General features: G+C 65.2%; 16 protein-coding genes. 10 read left to right on the top strand and 6 right to left on the bottom strand.

Annotation, left to right across the window (positions count from 1 at the left end; genetic code table 11):
• Nucleotides 1-62: 62 nt before the first annotated feature.
• Both OU994_RS08410 and OU994_RS08405 read left to right on the top strand, forming a co-directional pair.
• Nucleotides 63-1,310 carry an MFS transporter gene (locus tag OU994_RS08410; protein ID WP_131147292.1) on the top strand — a complete coding sequence of 416 codons (1,248 nt, stop codon included), beginning with the start codon at nucleotides 63-65 and terminating at the stop codon, nucleotides 1,308-1,310.
• Nucleotides 1,311-1,400: 90 nt separating this feature from the next.
• Complete coding sequence (locus OU994_RS08405; protein WP_131147293.1) at nucleotides 1,401-1,775, top strand: HPF/RaiA family ribosome-associated protein; 375 nt, start codon at nucleotides 1,401-1,403, stop codon at nucleotides 1,773-1,775.
• A 22-nt stretch (nucleotides 1,776-1,797) separates the two neighbouring features.
• On the opposite strand, the gene OU994_RS08400 is transcribed toward OU994_RS08405, so the two are convergent.
• Nucleotides 1,798-2,583 carry a helical backbone metal receptor gene (locus OU994_RS08400; RefSeq protein ID WP_281610385.1) on the bottom strand — a complete coding sequence of 262 codons (786 nt, stop codon included), beginning with the start codon at nucleotides 2,581-2,583 and terminating at the stop codon, nucleotides 1,798-1,800.
• A 108-nt stretch (nucleotides 2,584-2,691) separates the two neighbouring features.
• Between OU994_RS08400 and OU994_RS08395 the strand changes: the two genes are divergently transcribed.
• Nucleotides 2,692-3,660 carry a diguanylate cyclase gene (locus tag OU994_RS08395; RefSeq protein WP_281610384.1) on the top strand — a complete coding sequence of 323 codons (969 nt, stop codon included), beginning with the start codon at nucleotides 2,692-2,694 and terminating at the stop codon, nucleotides 3,658-3,660.
• Nucleotides 3,661-3,718: 58 nt separating this feature from the next.
• Here the strand turns inward: OU994_RS08395 and OU994_RS08390 are convergent, their stop codons facing one another.
• Nucleotides 3,719-4,267, bottom strand: coding sequence for a DUF5610 domain-containing protein (locus tag OU994_RS08390; protein ID WP_281610383.1), 549 nt, complete (start codon nucleotides 4,265-4,267; stop codon nucleotides 3,719-3,721).
• Between the two features lie 34 nt (nucleotides 4,268-4,301).
• Between OU994_RS08390 and sbcB the strand changes: the two genes are divergently transcribed.
• Nucleotides 4,302-5,747: an exodeoxyribonuclease I gene (gene sbcB / locus OU994_RS08385; protein WP_281610382.1), complete on the top strand. Its 1,446-nt coding sequence runs from the start codon at nucleotides 4,302-4,304 to the stop codon at nucleotides 5,745-5,747.
• Between the two features lie 232 nt (nucleotides 5,748-5,979).
• On the opposite strand, the gene pyrF is transcribed toward sbcB, so the two are convergent.
• Nucleotides 5,980-6,795: an orotidine-5'-phosphate decarboxylase gene (pyrF, locus tag OU994_RS08380; RefSeq protein ID WP_281610381.1), complete on the bottom strand. Its 816-nt coding sequence runs from the start codon at nucleotides 6,793-6,795 to the stop codon at nucleotides 5,980-5,982.
• A 171-nt stretch (nucleotides 6,796-6,966) separates the two neighbouring features.
• Between pyrF and OU994_RS08375 the strand changes: the two genes are divergently transcribed.
• From OU994_RS08375 to OU994_RS08360, 4 genes are all read left to right on the top strand, one after another.
• A complete protein-coding gene (locus OU994_RS08375; protein WP_281610380.1) occupies nucleotides 6,967-7,569 on the top strand; it encodes a LemA family protein in 603 nt (200 codons plus the stop codon).
• Between the two features lie 261 nt (nucleotides 7,570-7,830).
• Entirely contained in the window at nucleotides 7,831-8,652 is an 822-nt protein-coding gene (locus OU994_RS08370) for a YgcG family protein (RefSeq protein ID WP_373922611.1), read from the top strand.
• Complete coding sequence (locus OU994_RS08365) at nucleotides 8,652-9,161, top strand: TPM domain-containing protein (protein ID WP_281610379.1); 510 nt, start codon at nucleotides 8,652-8,654, stop codon at nucleotides 9,159-9,161. The genes OU994_RS08370 and OU994_RS08365 overlap by 1 nt, the downstream gene beginning before the upstream one ends.
• 921 nt (nucleotides 9,162-10,082) lie before the next feature.
• Entirely contained in the window at nucleotides 10,083-10,478 is a 396-nt protein-coding gene (locus OU994_RS08360; RefSeq protein WP_281610378.1) for a VanZ family protein, read from the top strand.
• Between the two features lie 10 nt (nucleotides 10,479-10,488).
• Here OU994_RS08360 and OU994_RS08355 read toward each other — a convergent pair whose 3' ends face one another.
• The 3 genes from OU994_RS08355 to OU994_RS08345 form a co-directional block, all read right to left on the bottom strand.
• A complete protein-coding gene (locus tag OU994_RS08355) occupies nucleotides 10,489-10,932 on the bottom strand; it encodes a hypothetical protein (RefSeq protein WP_281610377.1) in 444 nt (147 codons plus the stop codon).
• Nucleotides 10,933-11,111: 179 nt separating this feature from the next.
• Complete coding sequence (locus OU994_RS08350) at nucleotides 11,112-11,987, bottom strand: TraB/GumN family protein (RefSeq protein WP_281610376.1); 876 nt, start codon at nucleotides 11,985-11,987, stop codon at nucleotides 11,112-11,114.
• Between the two features lie 473 nt (nucleotides 11,988-12,460).
• The gene (locus OU994_RS08345) at nucleotides 12,461-13,957 is read right to left on the bottom strand and encodes a dipeptidase (RefSeq protein ID WP_281610375.1); all 1,497 of its coding nucleotides are present in this window, start codon (nucleotides 13,955-13,957) and stop codon (nucleotides 12,461-12,463) included.
• A 178-nt stretch (nucleotides 13,958-14,135) separates the two neighbouring features.
• Between OU994_RS08345 and OU994_RS08340 the strand changes: the two genes are divergently transcribed.
• Nucleotides 14,136-16,352, top strand: a complete 2,217-nt coding sequence (locus OU994_RS08340) for an ATP-binding protein (RefSeq protein WP_281610374.1) — start codon at nucleotides 14,136-14,138, stop codon at nucleotides 16,350-16,352.
• Nucleotides 16,353-16,440: 88 nt separating this feature from the next.
• Complete coding sequence (locus OU994_RS08335; protein WP_281610373.1) at nucleotides 16,441-17,433, top strand: LLM class flavin-dependent oxidoreductase; 993 nt, start codon at nucleotides 16,441-16,443, stop codon at nucleotides 17,431-17,433.
• Nucleotides 17,434-17,777: the final 344 nt, after the last annotated feature.

Below are 17,777 nucleotides of genomic sequence, written 5' to 3'. Positions count from 1 at the left end.
TCCCGGTTCCCGCCGGCCCCACCGGCCGGACGGCGGGGCCGCGTTTCACCACTGATCGCTTCATGTCCTCATCCAACGGCTTCGCCGTCCTGCGCCACCGTAACTTCTCGTTCTACCTGTCCGCCCGCATCCTCGGCACGCTCGCCGTGCAGATGCAGAACGTCGCCGTCGGCTGGCAGGTGTATTCGATGACGCACAACCTGTTCTACCTCGGCATGATCGGCCTGGCGCAGTTCGCCCCTTTCCTGCTGCTGATCCTGCCGGCCGGCCACGTTGCCGACCGCTACAACCGCCGCAACATCGTCACCGCCTGCCTGGCCACGCAATTGCTTGTCGGCCTGCTGCTGCTGGCGTTCGCCCACAGCGCCATGCAGGTCGTCTGGCCGATATTTTGCGTGCTGGTGCTGTTCGGCAGCGCGCGCGCCTTCATGGGCCCGGCCACGCAAGCCATGCTGGTCAACCTGGTGCCCCAGCAGGACCTCAGCAAGGCCGTGGCGCTGTCGTCGTCGAGCTTCCATGTCGCCGTGATCCTCGGCCCCACGCTGGGCGGCCTGCTGTATCTCCAGGGCCCGGTCGCCGTGTACGCGATCGCCGCCGCGCTGCTGCTGGTGGCCACGGTGCTGATGGCGATCACCAAGGCGCCGCCGCAGGCCAGCAACCGCGAACCGGCCACCTGGCACAGCGTGCTGGAGGGCCTGCGCTTCGTCATGTCGCGCCCCATCGTGCTGGGCGCGATCTCGCTGGACCTGTTCGCCGTGCTGTTCGGCGGCGCCACCGCACTGCTGCCGGCGCTGGCCCACGACGTGCTGCACGTGGGCCCGACCGGCCTGGGGCTGCTGCGCACCGCACCGGGCGCCGGCGCGGCGCTGTGCTCGATCGCGCTGGCCTTCTTCCCCATCACGCGGCGGGTCGGTGCCTGGATGTTCGGCGGCGTGGCCGTGTTCGGCGTCGGCACCGTAGTGCTCGGCACCACCACCACCTTCGCGGTCGCCCTCGCCTGCCTGCTGCTGATGGGCGCCGGCGACATGATCAGCGTCTACGTGCGGCACCTGCTGGTACAGTTCGAGACGCCGGATGCCATCCGCGGCCGTGTCAGCGCCGTCAATTCCGTATTCATCGGCGCCTCGAACGAACTGGGCGAATTCGAGTCGGGCGTCACGGCTGGCTGGATGGGCCTGTCGCGCGCCATCGTCTTCGGCGGCGCCGCCACCCTCGCCGTGACCGGGGCATGGATCAAGCTGTTCCCGGTGCTGGCGAAGATGGACCGTTTCCCGCACCACGAGAAAGAACTGGCCGAACAGGCGAAGTAAGCCTTGAAAACGCGGCAATGTGCTGCACTTAACAACAAAAGGAGTCTGTACACCGTAACATCGACGCATACACAACGAGGAGGAGTAACGATGCAAGTTCAAGTCAATACCGACAAGGCCATCACCCATGACGCCAGCCTGGACGATCACGTCGAAGGCGTGGTGCGCTCGGCGCTGGAACGCTTTGGCGAGCAGGTCACCCGCGTCGAAGTCCACCTGGGCGACAACAACAGCAGCCACAAGTCGGGCCCCAACGACAAGCGCTGCATGATGGAAGCACGGGTGGCCGGCATTCCTCCGATCGCCGTGACCGACCAGGCCGGCGACCTGCGCCAGGCCATCTCCGGTGCCTCCGGCAAGCTGGTGCGCGCACTCGACACGGCGATCGGCAAGCGCAGCGACGTCAAGCACAACACGCCGGTGGCCGACCTGGTCGAGCCGGACCCGGTCCAGTCCGACGACTGATCATCGGAAACAGCGCGGCAGCTCAGCTGCCACCGCTGGCCAGTGCGCGCAGGTACGACAGCCCGGCCAGTGCCCGGCTGCCGTACCACGACATCATCTCCCCATCCACCAGTTGCACCGGTTTGCCGACCTGCTTTTCCAGCGCGTCGGCATGCGCTTCCGTAAACCGGTAGGGTTCGGTGGACAGCAGCACCTGGTCGATGTCCGCCACCAGCGCATCGTTCCATTCGAAGCGGGGATAGCGGGCGGTGCCGAGGTCCGGCACGCTCCAGCCGATTTCCGCCAGCATCGCCGCGATGTAGGTCCCGCGCGACACGGTCATCCATGGGTCTTGCCAGATGCAATACAGCACGCGCTGCGGCGGCCCTTTCGGCATGGCGCGCAGGGCGGCCAGTTCCGCGGCGAAGGCATCGCACCAGCGGACCGCGGCGGCCTCCGCGCAAAACACCCCGCCCAGCAGGCGCGCCAGCTCCAGGTTGTCTTCGGGACGCAGCGGGTGGGTGACGATCACATTGGGCACGAATTCCGCCAGCAGGTCGACGGTGGGCTTTTCGTTTTCATCGATGTTGACCACCACGTGCGTCGGTGCCAGCGCGCGGACCTTGTCGAGGTTGACATCCTTGGTACCGCCGACCTTGGCGATGGGGCGCACCACGTCGCGCGGGTGGATGCAGAAGCCGGTCCGGCCTACCAGTTGCGGCGCAAGGCCCAGGGTGCACAGCAGCTCGGTAATCGACGGTACCAGCGAAACGATGCGGGCATCCGGGCGGGGCCGGTGCGCGCAGCCCAGGGCATCGGTGAACGTCATGTTGTTAGTTGTGGTCAAGGAAAGTAAAAGTAATGTGTTGAAACATGTCCAGGCACGATCCGGTGCCTTTCATGCGTTATCATGGCATGACTTCCTGGAAACCCCGCCGTGAAACTACTGAGCACTTTCGCCGCTTCTTCGCACGACCCCGCTGCCTTGCAATTGCTGCGCGACGCCGATATCGCCCGTGCCGGTGCGCTGCTGGCGCCCTGCCCCGTGATGCTGGCGGCGCCGGGAGAGATCATCTCCGCGCCGGCTTCGCCGCGCCTCGTGATCGTGCTGCGCGGCGCGCTGGCCGACGCCACCGGCGACGGTGCCACCACCAGGATCCTGCCCGGCGAAAGCGCCGGCGAACAATCGGTGCTCGATGGCGAGGCCGACCTGGCGGGCCTGACGGCGCTGGAAGAAAGCGAATTGCTGCTGGTCGATGCGGACCTGGCGTGGCGCCTGATCGAGGAAGCCGACGGCGTGGCGCGCAACCTGCTGCGCCTGCTGTCGTTCCGTATCCGCGCCGCCAGCATGCAGTTGCGCAGGCGGCAAAAGCTGGGCGAGTTCTACCGGCAGCTGTCGCTGAACGATGGCTTGACGGGCCTGTACAACCGGGCCTGGCTGAACGACGTGCTGCCGCGGCTGGTGTCGAGCGCCCATGCGACCCGCGCGCCCCTGTCGCTGGTCATGCTCGACATCGATCATTTCAAGAAATTCAACGATCGCCATGGCCACCAGCAGGGCGACAGCGCGCTGCGCATCGCCGCGCACGTGCTGGCCGGCGCCCTGCGCCCGAGCGATTTCGCGGTGCGCTATGGCGGCGAGGAATTGATGGTGATCCTGCCCGATACGCCGGGGCCGGTGGCGGCCGGCGTGGCCGAGCGGCTGTGCGAGCGCATGCGCGAAGCGGTCGTGTTCGACGACATGCGGCTGCCGCTGCCCCATATCACCGCCTCGTTCGGCGTAGCGTCGCTGGCCGATGCGCAGGACGACCACGGACTGATCGCGAATGCCGACGGCGCACTGTACCGCGCGAAGGAAGCCGGACGTGACCGGGTAGTGGTGGCGGCGCAAGCTGCACCGGCCTGAAGCAAGCTCAAGCGGCTTCCGGCGCTTCTTCGGCTCCCTGCAGCAGCCTGAAGCAAGCTCAGGCGGCTTCCGGCTCTTCCTTCGGCTCCGCGGCGCGGGCCGCGAAAGCGTCGAATCCCTTCATCACGAATTCGTAGGTCTTGTCGACGTTGGCGGCCACGTCGCCGTCCAGCACCTTCAGGCCTTGCAGGATGTCGCGGGCTTCCTTGAAGCCCTGCTCGACACCGCCTTTCACCGTATCCATGAACTTTTGCAGCGCGGCGCCGTCTTCCATTTGCGGATTCTGGCGCCGGAACATGTCATAGAAACCGGTGGCCAGCGACACGATCCGGTCGGCCGTGGCCTGCGGCGAATTGTCCAGGCGGGCGGCATTTTGCACGGCATTCTCGCCCAGCTCGGCACGCAAGGCCTCGTTGATGCTGGTGATCGCCGACTTGTACAGCAGCGCCTGCGGATTGCTGCCCACGCCGATCGAGATCGATGCGGAAGCTTCCATGATCGATACGTTCAGCTGCATTTTCGCCCGGGCCGCGGTGACTTCGCCCTGGTTGGCCACCTTCGAATCGGTCGAGATGGCCTTTGAATTGAGGGAAATGCTGTTTGCCACGATAATCTCCGGTTATGACACGACTAAGCCACTCATGAGCGACCACACCTTTCTCTGGCACGACTATGAAACGTTCGGCGCGGTGCCGCGCCGCGATCGTCCCGCGCAATTTGCCGCCATCCGCACCGATGCCGACCTGAACGAGATCGGCGAACCAGTCATGCTCTACTGCAAGCCGGCGGACGATTACCTGCCCGACCCGCAGTCCTGCCTGATCACCGGCATCACGCCCCAGCACGCCTTGCGCGAAGGCGTGCCCGAGCACCAGTTCGCCGCCACGATCCTCGATCTGTTCGCGGAGCCCGGCACCATCGGCGTGGGCTACAACACAATCCGCTTCGACGACGAATTCACCCGCTTCCTGTTCTGGCGCAACCTCATCGATCCCTACGCGCGCGAATGGCAAAACGGTTGCGGCCGCTGGGATCTGCTCGACGTGGTGCGCATGTGCCACGCCTTGCGGCCCGACGGCATCGAGTGGCCACAAGGCGATAACGGCAAGACCAGCTTCAAACTTGAATTATTGACATCAGTCAACAATCTGGCGCACGAGGCGGCGCACGACGCGCTGTCCGATGTGCGCGCCACGATTGCGCTGGCGCGGCTGATCCGGGACAGGCAGCCGCGCCTGTGGGACTTCTGCCTGGCCCTGCGCGACAAGGGCCGCGCGGCGGACGAGATGGGCCTGCACCTGGCGCGCGAACTGCGCAAGCCGTTCCTGCACGTGTCCGGCATGTTCCCGGCGGAACGGGGTTGCCTGGCGCTGGTATGGCCGCTGGGCGTGCACCCGACGAACAAGAACGAAGTGCTGGTGTGGGATTGCAGCCATGATCCGCGCGAACTGTTCACGCTCGATGCGGAAACCATCCGCACCCGGCTGTTCAGCCGCGCCGACGCGCTGCCGGAAGGCGTGACGCGCCTGCCCATCAAGAGCGTGCACCTGAACAAGTCGCCCATGCTGGTGGGTAACCTGAAGACGCTGAGCGCGGACATGGCCCGGCGCTGGGGCATCGACCTGGAGCTGGCGCTGGCGCACGCGCAATACGCCGCGAGCGGGCCCGACCTGTCAGCGCTGTGGGAACAGGTGTTTCACCGCCCGCCGGCGGAGCCGGCCGATGTCGACGAAGACCTGTATGGCGGCTTCATCGGCAAGGACGACCGCCGGCTGCTCGACGCGCTGCGCCGCGAAGCGCCCCACAAGCTGGCCACGATGTCGCCGCATTTCCAGGATGACCGCCTGGCCGAGCTGCTGTTCCGCTACCGCGCCCGCAACTTCCGCGACACGCTGTCGGAGCAGGAGCACGAACATTGGGAACAGCACCGCGCCGCGCGGCTGCTGGAAGGCGCCGGCGGCGCCCGCAGCGTCGACCAGCTGTTCGGCGAGATCGACACGCTGGCGCAGCAAGCCGACGAGCGCGGCGAGGAAATCCTGGGCGCGCTGTACGACTACGCCGAGATGATCGTGCCGCAGTCGTACTAGGCAAAATAAATGGGGACGGACCCTGATGCCGTAAATTCAAGTTCACCCAAGGGCAAATTCCGGGGTCAGACCCGGCGGGTCTGACCCCAGCCGTTCGCTGTTGGGGTGAATGCATGCGCTCTCAATACGTCGAACGACGCTTTCTTGAGGGCATTGTGGAAAGACCCTGTTTTCGGGAGCCTCGAAAAATGGGGACGGACCGGAACGCCGGACCGTCATGCTTCGGAAAACGTCAGCGATGCGCGTTGATCGCCCGGCGCGTTTCTTCGGCCACGCGGCGCGCGGCCTGGGCGAAGTCCTCGCCAGCCTGCGGGGCCGCGTACAGGATCGCGCGCGACGAGTTGATCATCATGCCGGTACCGGCATCCGTACGGCCGGCGCGCACGGTGGCTTCGATATCGCCGCCCTGTGCGCCGATGCCGGGGATCAGCAGCGGCATGTCGCCGACGATCGCGCGCACGGCACGGATTTCCTCAGGGAACGTGGCGCCAACCACCAGCGCGCACTGGCCGTTGCTGTTCCACTTGTCCGCCACCAGTTGCGCCACGTGCTGGTACAGCGGCTTGCCGTTCACTTCCAGGAATTGCAGGTCGGAACCGCCCGGGTTCGACGTGCGGCACAGCACGATTACGCCGCGCTGCCATTCCATGTACGGCTCCACCGAATCGGCGCCCATGTACGGGCTGACCGTGACGGCGTCGGCGCCATAGCGGTCGTAGGCTTCGCGCGCGTATTGCTTGGCCGTGGCGCCGATATCGCCCCGCTTCGAGTCGAGGATCAGCGGGATGTGCGGATGCCGGTCGCGCAGGTAGGCGGAAATCCGCTCCAGCTGGCCTTCGGCGCCCAGTGCCGCGAAGTAGGCGATCTGGGGCTTGAACGCGCACGCCAGGTCGGCCGTGGCGTCGATGATTTCGGTGCAGAAGCGGTAGATGCCATCCGGGGTGCCGCGGAATTGCGCCGGCAGGCGCTCCATGTCCGGATCCAGTCCCACGCACAGCAGCGAATCGTTGGCAGCCCAGGCGGCGTTCAGTTTGTTGATGAAATTCACGGCGGCCCCTTTATCGAAAATTGTGCAAACCCACCATTATAGTGGAAGCCTGTACACCCTCCGCCCGCCACCGGGTTCGCCCCGCCGCTATGTGCTGCACCGAACATTGCGAAATTTGTCTCCGCTGTATAGTCCCTCCCATACCTGAACGTATCCTTTCAAGGAGGAAGCATGCGCTACAACTTCGTACGCTGGATCGTGCTGGGGCTCCTGGCGGCCACGCTGTCCGGCTGCGGCTACAACGATTTCCAGACCAAGGATGAGGCAACCAAGGCAGCCTGGGGCGAGGTGGTCAACCAGTACCAGCGCCGCGCCGACCTGATTCCCAATCTCGTCAACACCGTCAAGGGTTACGCATCGCACGAGCGCGAAACGCTGGAAGCGGTGACCGCCGCGCGCTCACGGGCCACCAGCATCCAGGTCACGCCCGAGGTGCTGAACGATCCGGCCGCGTTCCAGAAGTTCCAGCAGGCGCAGGGCGAACTGTCGTCCGCCCTGTCGCGGCTGATGGCGGTTTCCGAGCGCTACCCGGACTTGAAGGCCGACACCAGTTTCCGCGACCTGCAGTCCCAGCTCGAAGGCACGGAAAACCGGATCACGGTGGCACGCCAGCGCTACATTGCCTCGGTACAGGACTACAATGTGCTCGCGCGGCGCTTCCCCACCAACCTGACGGCGATGATGTTCGGCTACGACGTCAAGCCGAGCTTCACGGTGGAGAACGAAAAAGCCATCTCGACCGCGCCCGCCGTCGATTTCGGCGCGAAGAAATAAGCCGGGATGACGCTGGTAACCATGCAGGAGCAGAGAACCGCCATGCCGCTGGGTCCGCAGGACGATGCCGCACCACCCGCCGCGCCGCGGCGGCGCACGCGTGAACACCCTTCCGAGGGCAAATGGCTCGGTACCGCCGAGGTCATGCGGGAGCGCGACGTGCGTGGCCGCGGCCACCGGCGCGGCCTGCGCCGTCTCGTGCCCCGCCCATCGAAAAGCTGGCTCGGCCATTGGCTGGTGCGCTACACGCTGCTGGTCGTGCTGCTGTGCTTTGCGCTGCTGTTCGTCGAAGCGGCGCGGGCCCAGGCGGGCACCTCGTCGCAAGCCGACCCGTTCGTACCGGTGCCCGAACTGACGGCGCGAGTCACGGACCAGGCCGGCATGTTGACGGCGCAGCAGCGGGGCGCGCTGGAATCCGTGCTGGCCGACCATGAAACCCGCACCGGCAGCCAGATCGCCATCCTCATCGTGAAGAGCACGGCGCCCGAGCCGATCGAGCAGTACGGCATTCGTGTCGTCGATGCCTGGAAGCTGGGGCGCAAGGGCGTCGACGATGGCGTCCTGCTGCTGGTCGCAAAGGATAATCCCTCTTCGTTGCGCCGCCTGCGTATCGAGGCCGGCCGTGGCGTGCAGGGCGTGCTGACCGATGCCCAGTCGAAGCGCGTGCTGCAGGACGTGATCGCGCCCCACTTCCGCAACAATGATTTCTATGGCGGCTTGAGCGCGGGCGTATCCGCCATCGCCACCTTGCTGGACAAGGAACAATTCCCTGCTCCACAACAGCAGCCCGCACCACGGCAGGCCGAGAGCGGCGGCGGGTGGATGTGGCCGGCAATCCTGTTCGGCGTGTTTGTCCTGCTGCCGATGTTCCGCGGCCGCGGACGGCGCGGCAGCAGCCTGCACCGCTCCGGCTGGGGCTCGAATGCCACCGGCGTGCTGATCGGCAGCGCACTCGGCAGCGCCCTGGGCAGCATGCACCGTGGCGGTGGTGGCGGCTTTGGCGGCGGCGGCTTTGGCGGCGGTGGATTCGGCGGCGGTGGCGGCGGCACATTCGATGGCGGCGGCGCCTCGGGAGACTGGTAATGGATGCGATTGCACGCTGGCGCCGCGCGTTGCGCCACCTGATGACGGGCTCCGGCACGGGCCGGCGCTGTTTCCCGGAAGCGGCGCTGCAAGCCATTTCCGCCGCGGTCGCGGAAGGCGAACGCCGCCACCGGGCCGAAGTGCGGCTGGTGGTGGAGCCGGCGCTGCCGTTCGGCGACGCGCTGGACGGCATGGCGAACCGCGACCGCGCCCGTGCCCTGTTCGCGCAATATGGCGTGTGGGATACCGAAGAAAACTGCGGGGTGCTGATCTACGTGAACCTGGCGGACCATGCGGTGGACATCGTTGCCGACCGCAACGTCGGCCGGCGTATCGCCGAGGCGGAATGGCAGGCTGTCTGCCGCACGATGACCCAGGCCTACAAGCGCGGCGAATTCCAGGAAGGCACGGTGGCCGCGCTGAACCAGCTGGCCGACCTGCTGCAACGGCACTTCCCGTCGGACGGCTCGCGCCCGAACCAGCTGCCCGACGAAGCCGTGATCCTGTGAAGCCGACAGCCATGCTCTACGGATGAGATATTCGCGAACGGCATATCTATTATCGAAATTCAAAATTGGACGTATATGTGGCGGCGCAGCATAATTACACCTGTCTCCACTATTCTCCTCCAAGATAATAGTTTGAAGCCCGCCGAGAAGCGGGCTTTTTTTTTGACCGGTCTTGTCCGCCCGCCTGCCTCGATCCGATATCTTCCCGCTGAGTGCGCCACGTTTGCGCGCTGTCATGGCGCCGTCACACGCACCGCCTATACTTGATTCATCTGCTGCACATGCAACCGATATGCGTGGTGGCGGATCAGGTGTGCTTCGGCACACCGCTTTCGAATTCGCAGTCCGGTCTCACCGCCACCAGTTGGATCCGATGTTGAGCTTCCTTGATCCTGGAACCGCCTTGTTTTCGTACCAGCCCGGTTCTTGTATCGATCAAGAAGCGCATTTCCGGCCGTGGCATCGATCCGTGAATGCAACAGCTTCATTGCCGCACTGGTTTTATCGTTAGTTTCACTGCGTTGATTTTTTTTGCAACGGCTTTCATTGCGACGGTTTCATTGCGACGGTTTTCATTGCATTGATTCCATCGCATAGCTTTTCATTGCAGTAATTTGATTGCATCGGTTTGATTGCATTGGTTTGATTGCATTGGTTTGATTGCCCTGGTTGTTACACTTTGTATTCGCGCTGGGTTTTCCGCACCCATTCGATTGCATTGAGTTTTGCCGCATTCGCATGACGAGGTTTTCGCGCAGCGGTTCGCCTGCATCAGTTGGTCCCGCATTGATCGATGGAACGATCGATGGATGCGGCGCTTTATGGTCTCTTGGCCCGGACAGGGTTTGAGCCCGCCGCAATGGCGGGCTCTTTTTTCTGGGCCGTGCTATCGTTACGCTTTTGCCAATTCCCCGCTCCGCCGTGCTGAAACTCCTCCATCTGCTGCTGCTCACTCCCGCCCATGCCCGCCTGCGCTACTGGGGCGCGATGGCCCTGTTCGCGCTGATCGTCATCATCGGGTCGATTCCCGGCGCCCGGGCGGATGCGGCGGAAGTGGCTTCGGGCGTCGTATTGCATTCGTGCGCGTACGCGGTGCTGACCTTCCTGATCTTCACCGGCAGCACCGGCACGCCCCCGCAGCGCGCGACGAAAGCCGTGCTGACGATCGCCGCGATGGGCTTCATCGATGAAGCGGTGCAGAGTTTCCTGCCGTACCGGCACGGCGCCCTCGGCGACTGGATGGTCGATTGCAGCGCCGCCGTCATCACGTCCTCGCTGCTGTGGGCGCTGTGGACGAACCGCAAGGTCGCCACGTGAAACTTCCTTGCTAGGTTTTCCCGCAATCGTTTTCAACATCGGGCAAAGCTTGGCCATCGGATGCCAATGCCGATGACGGGGCCGGCTTGGCCGCCTGGGCGGATGCCCACTCGCTTTCCAGCCGCGCCTGCCCGGCATGCACATCCATGCTGATCTTGTGCAGCAGCGCCCTGGTGTGCCGGCGCTGGCCCGTTCCCACCATGCCGCCGGCGGCGCGCTCGGCGTCGAGCCGCATGTCCGCCAGCTGTTCCACTTTCGCCAGCCTGACCAGCGCATACAATGCCTGGCGCAACACATGGCGCTTGCGCCGCCCGCTCCGGCCAGCCTCGCCGCCATGCGCGGCGTCGACTAGGTCCGAAATCACCGCGTCCGTCCGATGCTTGATCATATCGACCCTTATAGTTTTCTGATAGCCATTATCAAGCTGCACCGAACTGAACAGTTTGATTTGCATCAAGCCCTGCCTGCCGCAGCGCCTCCCCTCCGGGCGTGGGAGAGACGCAAAAAAAATGGGGACGGACCCTGTTTTTCGGGAAATCTTCCCTCGAACAGTGGCCCATCCCCATTCTTTCGCGCCCCGTCGACGCCGGCATTACCCGGCGGCATGCGGCCTGGGCGTTTCACGGCATCCGGTCAATACATCTTCTCGACGTCGTAGCCGCGGCGCCGCAGCAGCTCCGGCACGCTTTCCTCGCCAACCAGGTGCAGCAGGCCGATGCCGACGAACGCCACCTCGTCGCTGCGCATGATCGCCTCGATGTGGGCGGTCATTTGCGGATTGCGCTGGCGAAGCAGCGTACGATCCATGAACATGGCGGACACCGTATCGCCCGTGGTCAGTTCGCGTGCCAGCGCAGCGATGCGAGCCGAATCCGCGGTACTCCACGCATCGATCAGCCCGGCCGACTTTTGCAGGGCCTTGCCGTTTTCCAGGTCGTCCAGGTTTTCCAGCAGATAGCGCTCTTGCTGGGCATCGTCCAGCGATGCAAACAGGCTGAGCTGATAGTCCGCCGTTTCCAGTTCACGTACCTGCTTCTTCTGCTTCACCGCCGCGGACAGCAAAAAGCCTTCCACGCCATTGCTGCGGTGATACCCGTGCTTCTCGATCTCGCCGCCGACCAGGATGTTCGCGACCAGCCACGGCCGGTAGTTCTCGACATTGCGCATCGGAATGCCAGCCTTGGCCAGCGCCTGCTCCAGCCGCGCCAGCGCATCCGGCGACAGGTGGCGCGTGATGGATTCACCCGCCGGGTAGCTGCCGTATTTCGCCAGCGCGCGCTGGAATGGCTCGTACTGGCGGGTGTCGAGTTCCAGCACGAGCGAGCTGGCATGGTCCAGTGCGCGGGTCACCTCCGGCTCGAGCGGGAAAAAGCCCTGCTTGCCGACGTGGATGGTGCCGAACAGATAACTGGTCTTGCCGTCGTGCCGGACCCGGTACAGCGCACCACGCCGGGGTACCGGCTTCAGCTCGATCGGCTCCGCGGTGGCGACCGCGTTGGGGACGTTCATTTCCATACTGTTAGCGGACCAGGAAAGCAAGAAGGCAACGGTGATAGTCAGATAGCGCAGCATGCAAATCCCCGACCGGCCTTTATAAAAGGCTGGCATTAATCCAATAACAATGAACGGTATGCCCTGGAGTCAGCCGGGCACTGGCTGGCAACCGCGTACGAGCGGCTCTGTTGCTGATGGTAAAGGAATTTGCGCGCCGAGGAAATTTATTTGTGGCGTGCGAAGTAAATCGGCCGGAATGAAACAACAATTTGTTTCATTCCGGCCGATATGGCTGCTTCGTTAATATTAATCATTACGCCAGGATTACTGGCATTTTGTCACTACACGACAGGCGGCTTAGTTGAATAAGGAAAACTTGCCAATTGAATCAGCGTCCGGATTACCGTCGAGATACTTCATCTATATAGAATGATCGCTTGAATGCCGCAGATACCCAGGCATCGACCGAGCACCGCGGGCGGCGCCACTTATTTCGCCAGTTCGACCAGCACCGCCGTGTACATCTGCAAGTTCAGCAACAGCTGTTTTTCGCTGATGAATTCATGCTCCGAGTGCCCCGTATAGACGGCGCCGGGCATGCCGGGGCCGAAGCTGACGGCATTGGGGAACAGGCGCGAATTGGTGCCGCCGCCGATCGATACCGGCCTGGCATCGCGCGCCCCGGTGTAATGGGCGAAGATGTCGAGCAGCACCGGTACTTGCGGCGCGTCTTCACGCACCCATGGTTCGCCGATCTGCGCCTTCAGCGTGGCCTTCGGTGCGTGGGCAGCCTTCCAGCCATCGAACGCGGCGTGGAACTCGCGCTCCAGTTCGGCGCCGGTCTTGCCACGCGGGCGGCGCAGGTTCAGGTTCAGCTGCAGCGAGCCGCCATCCGCCTTCAGCATCACGGGCGCCACCGTCATCGGGCCCATGAAATCGTCGCGATAGGCCACGTTGCCGAATTTCTCGCCATACAGGCCGGTGCCGACCAGGTCGTTGACGAACGTGACCATGGCGCCCGCCGTCGTGCCTCGCCATGGCTGCACCGCCAGCGCGTCGGCCAGCATGGCGATCGCGTTGACGCCATCTTCCGGCTTCGACGAATGCGCCGACACGCCCTTCGCGGTCACCGTCAATTGCCCGCCCGAGCGGGCAAAGGCATAGCGCATGCCCTTCTGCCCGGCGGCGCGGGCGCGAATGCGCTGTTCCAGTGCCGGCGTGGCGCCATCGATCACGGCGCGCGCATCCTCCGGGATCTGGCTGTTGAAGAAGCCCCCGGTAAACGATGCCAGGGCCGGGCCGGCCGGTGCCCTGGCCATCTCCGCCGGCATCGTCACCGTCACCAGGCCCCAGCCTTTCTCCGCCGTGACCGCCGGGTATTCGGCATCGAGCGTGATGTTCACCTGCGGCGGCGTGTGCGTCTTCAGGTAAGTCTCCAGCGGGCCCCAGTCCGATTCCTCGGCCATGTACACATACAGTTCGATGCGCTTGGTCACCGGCACCTTGCGGTCGCTGATCGCCTTCATCGCATACAGCGCCGTGGCGATCGGTCCCTTGTCATCCTCGGTGCCACGGCCCAGCAGCAAGCCCGGCTCGCTGGTGCGGTCCAGCGTAAAGGGCGACCGCTTCCATTTCGACGGGTCGACCGGCTGCACGTCGCCGTGCGTGACGATGCCTACCCGCTCGCTGCCCTTGCCAAGGCCGATGACGACGACGCAACCGGCATCGTCGAAGTCGAAGCCCAGGCGCGCCGCTTCCTCGCGCAGGTAAGCCTTGAAGGCGATGTGCTGGGCATTGCGTTCGCACGGCACGCCTTCCTGCACGACCGTATTGAAAGCAACCATCTTTTCGAGCGTGTCGATGACCTTGCCGTGGTAGGCGGTGCGGGCATGCTCGGCGGTTGCAAGGGCGATAGGGCTCGGCGCGGCGGCGGCAGCCTGGAAAAACAGGGGCAGCAAGGAAGCCAGGGCGGCTTTTTTCAGCATCGTCATATCCTGAGGAATCGTGGTGGCTCGCGCAACAGGGCGTCATCGCAGGCGCATTGCCTGCTGTCACTGGCCGCAAGCTTATGGTAACTTGGCACAACTATTAACGAGTGTACACGTACCTCCACGTTTCGTGCAGACAAGCCCCAGCCAGCTGCCTTCCCACGTTCATCCCCGCTTGCCCACCATCCGGTTCCGGCTGGCGCTGCTGGTGTTCAGTTGCGTGCTGCCCGCCGCCATCGTGTCGGCGTTCCTGATCTATGACCACTACCGCGTCGAGCGCGCCAGCCTGCTGGGCGAAGCCATGGCCACGGCGCGTTCGATGGTATCGGTGGTGGACCGCGATTTCGACACCGTCATCACCGCGCTGTCCGCGCTGTCGGTGTCCGACGATATCGATGAAACCGATCTTGCCGAATTCCGCCGGCAAGCCACCAATGTCCACGCGATCCTGCCGATCACGGAGATCGTGCTGTATGACGCGCCGAGCCGCCGCCAGCTGATGAACACCGCGGGGCCGCTATCGGCCGGCGCCGTCAACCCCGGGTTGCTGCGCGACGTGATGCGCACCGCGCAACCGGTCGTGACCGGCCTCACGATCGATGGTGCGAAGGGGCAGACGATCACGGTCGGCGTGCCGGTCATGCGCGGCGGCGCGGTGCGCTACGTCCTGGCGGCGCAGGTGCTGCCGGCGGCGCTCGGCGCGATCCTGCGCGACCAGCAGATCCCGGCCACGTGGCGCGCGTCGATCCTGGATGGCGACCTGCGCATCGTCGCCCGTAACGTCGACATCGAGCGCTACCGCGGCACCCTGCCCGCCCCCGACCTGGTCGAACGCATGCGCCGCCAGCTCGAGGATACGTTCGAAGGCTCCACCGTCGACGGCAAGCCGGTCGTCATGCTGTACAGCCGTTCCACCAAGTCCGGCTGGAGCGTCACGCTGGGCATCCCCCATGCGAACCTGGCGGCGGGGCTGATGCGCACGCTGGAATCGCTGATCATCGCCACCGTGGTGCTCCTGGCGCTGGGGCTGGGCATGGCATGGCTGGTGGGCGGCCGCATCGCGCATTCCGTGCAGGCGCTGATCGGGCCCGCGACCGCGCTGGGCACCGGGCAGCACGTGCAGCCCGCCGTCGTGGACTTTTCCGAAGCCCAGCAGGTGGCCGATTCGCTGGTGCGCGCCGCGGCCGCACTGGACGAGGCCCGCGGCCGCGCCGACAACGAATTGCGCGAACGCCGCGCCGCCCAGGAAGCGCTGCAAGCCGCCGACCGGCGCAAGGATGAATTCCTGGCCACGCTGGCGCACGAGCTGCGCAACCCGATGGCACCGCTCGTCAACGCGCTCGAGATCATGCGCCTTGGCGGCCCCGGCAAGCCGCCCCCGCCCAATGTGCTGGACATCATCGGGCGCCAGCTGCAGCAGATGGTGCGCCTGGTCGACGACCTGCTCGACGTGTCGCGCATCACCACCGGCAAGCTGGGCATCCGCACCGAGCCCATCGTGCTGCAGGACGTCGTCACGCATTCGCTGGAAACGGCCGGCCCGCTGATCACGCAGCGGCGCCATGCGCTGTCCGTCAACGTGCCGGATGAACCGGTGCCGCTGCAGGGCGACCCAACGCGCCTGGCGCAAGTGCTGTCCAACCTGCTGAACAACGCCGCCAAGTACACGCCGAACGGCGGGCGCATCGCCCTGAACGCCGTGCGCCTGCAAGGGCCGGACCGGGTACGCATCGAGATCAGCGACAACGGCATCGGCATCGCCGCGGGCGTGCTGCCGCAGGTGTTCGACATCTTCTTCCAGGCCGACCGCTCGCTGGGCCGCGCGCAGGCCGGGCTGGGCATCGGGCTGTCGCTGGCGCGCCGCCTGGTCGAGCTGCATGGCGGCACGCTGACCGCGTCCAGTCCCGGCAAGGACCTGGGCAGCACGTTCGCCCTGGAACTGCCGGTCACGCTCGATACAGCGGCGCCGGCCTGCGTCGACGATGCCGGCGCGGCGCCCCTGCCGCAGCTGCGCGTGCTGGTGGCCGACGACAACATCGATCACGCCAACACGCTGCGCACGCTGCTCATCGCCGCCGGGCAAACCGTTACCGTCTGCTACGACGGGCTGTCCGCGCTGCGCAGCGCCGAGACCTTCGAACCGCAGATCGCCTTCCTCGACATCGGCATGCCGCGCATGGATGGCTACGAACTGGCGCGGCGGCTGCGCGCCGACCCGCGCCAGCGCGACTGCATGCTGGTGGCCGTCACCGGCTGGGGCCAGGAAAAGGACCAGCAGGACTCGCGGGCCGCCGGCTTTCATCGGCACATCGTCAAGCCGCTGGCACCCACCCAGCTGCGCGCCCTCCTGCAGGAACGCGCCAGCCGTGCCACAATGCACGACACCGTTTGAGCCGTGCCTCCCGCCCGGCCCGAAACGGCATCTTGCATGAAAGGCAGGGCCGCGCCACCGAGCGTCGGCGCGCCCTCGTAACGATCCGATGACTCCAACTATTCCACTTTCCATCCTCGATCTTTCCCCGATCGCCGAAGGCAGCCACGCCGGCGAATCGCTTCGCAACACGCTGGACCTGGCACAGCATGGCGAACGCTGGGGCTTCCAGCGCTACTGGCTGGCTGAACACCACGGCATGCCCGGCATCGCCAGCGCCGCGACCGCCGTCGTCATCGCCCACGTGGCGGGCGGCACCAGCACGATCCGGGTCGGTGCCGGCGGCATCATGCTGCCCAACCACTCGCCCCTGGTGATCGCCGAACAGTTCGGCACCCTCGAAGCGCTGTTCCCCGGCCGCATCGACCTGGGCCTGGGCCGCGCGCCCGGCTCCGACCAGAACACCGCGCGCGCACTGCGCCGCAACCTCGCTTCCGATGCCGAGGAGTTCCCGCAGGACGTACTGGAACTGCAGGACTACATGAGCGACTCGCCCCGCCAGCGCGTGCTGGCCGTGCCGGGCCAGGGCGCCAAGGTACCGCTGTGGATCCTGGGTTCGAGCCTGTTCGGCGCCCAGCTGGCCGCGCACCTGGGGCTGCCCTACGCGTTCGCCTCGCACTTCGCGCCGCAGATGATGATGCAGGCGGTGAACTTCTACCGCAGCAACTTCAAGCCCTCGCCGCAACTGGCCAAGCCCTACGTCATGCTGGGCTATAACGTGTTCGCCGCGGATACCGATGAAGAGGCGCAGTTCCTCGCCACGTCGATGCAGCAGGCTTTCGTCAACCTGCGCACCGGCCGTCCGTCGAAACTGCCGCCGCCGCAGGCCAACTACCGCGACACCCTCGGCCCGCAGGAAAACGCCATGCTCGACTCTGTGCTCTCCTGCACCGCCACCGGCTCGCGCGCCACCGTGGCGGCCCAGCTGGACGCCTTCATCGCCAGCACCCGGCCGGACGAACTGATGGTCACCTCGCAGATCCACGACCACCGCGCCCGGCTGCGCTCCTACGAAATCCTGGGCGACATCCTGCGCGGCTAGCCTCCCGCTATATTTCCCCGAACCGGGGTCTGACCCCGGTTTCTGGAAATGTCTCCCGTACCGCAAGGGGTTGCCGGGCCGCTGGGCCGCATTTTCCTGGAAAGATTTCCAGAAAAGGGGACTGTCCCGAGCGGTTCTTGCGCGACAAAGTCGCGGATTCAGCAGGTCGGCAACGGTCGAACCCTCCGCGGCTTCAACCACGGCAAGGGTCATTCCCTTCGGTGCGCCAGCTCAGTACCTTCTGAATAATACCTTCTGAAAATATCTCTAAAAATCGGGGACTTTCCCCTTTTTTTGGCAATATTTCCAGTATTTGGGGCGGCATGCCTTTCTGCTTGCCGCCC

It is taken from the genome of Pseudoduganella sp. SL102 (assembly GCF_027856995.1).
GTDB classification, from domain to species: Bacteria; Pseudomonadota; Gammaproteobacteria; order Burkholderiales; family Burkholderiaceae_D; genus Rugamonas; species Rugamonas albidiflava.
This window is presented reverse-complemented; position numbering and strand designations above follow the sequence as displayed.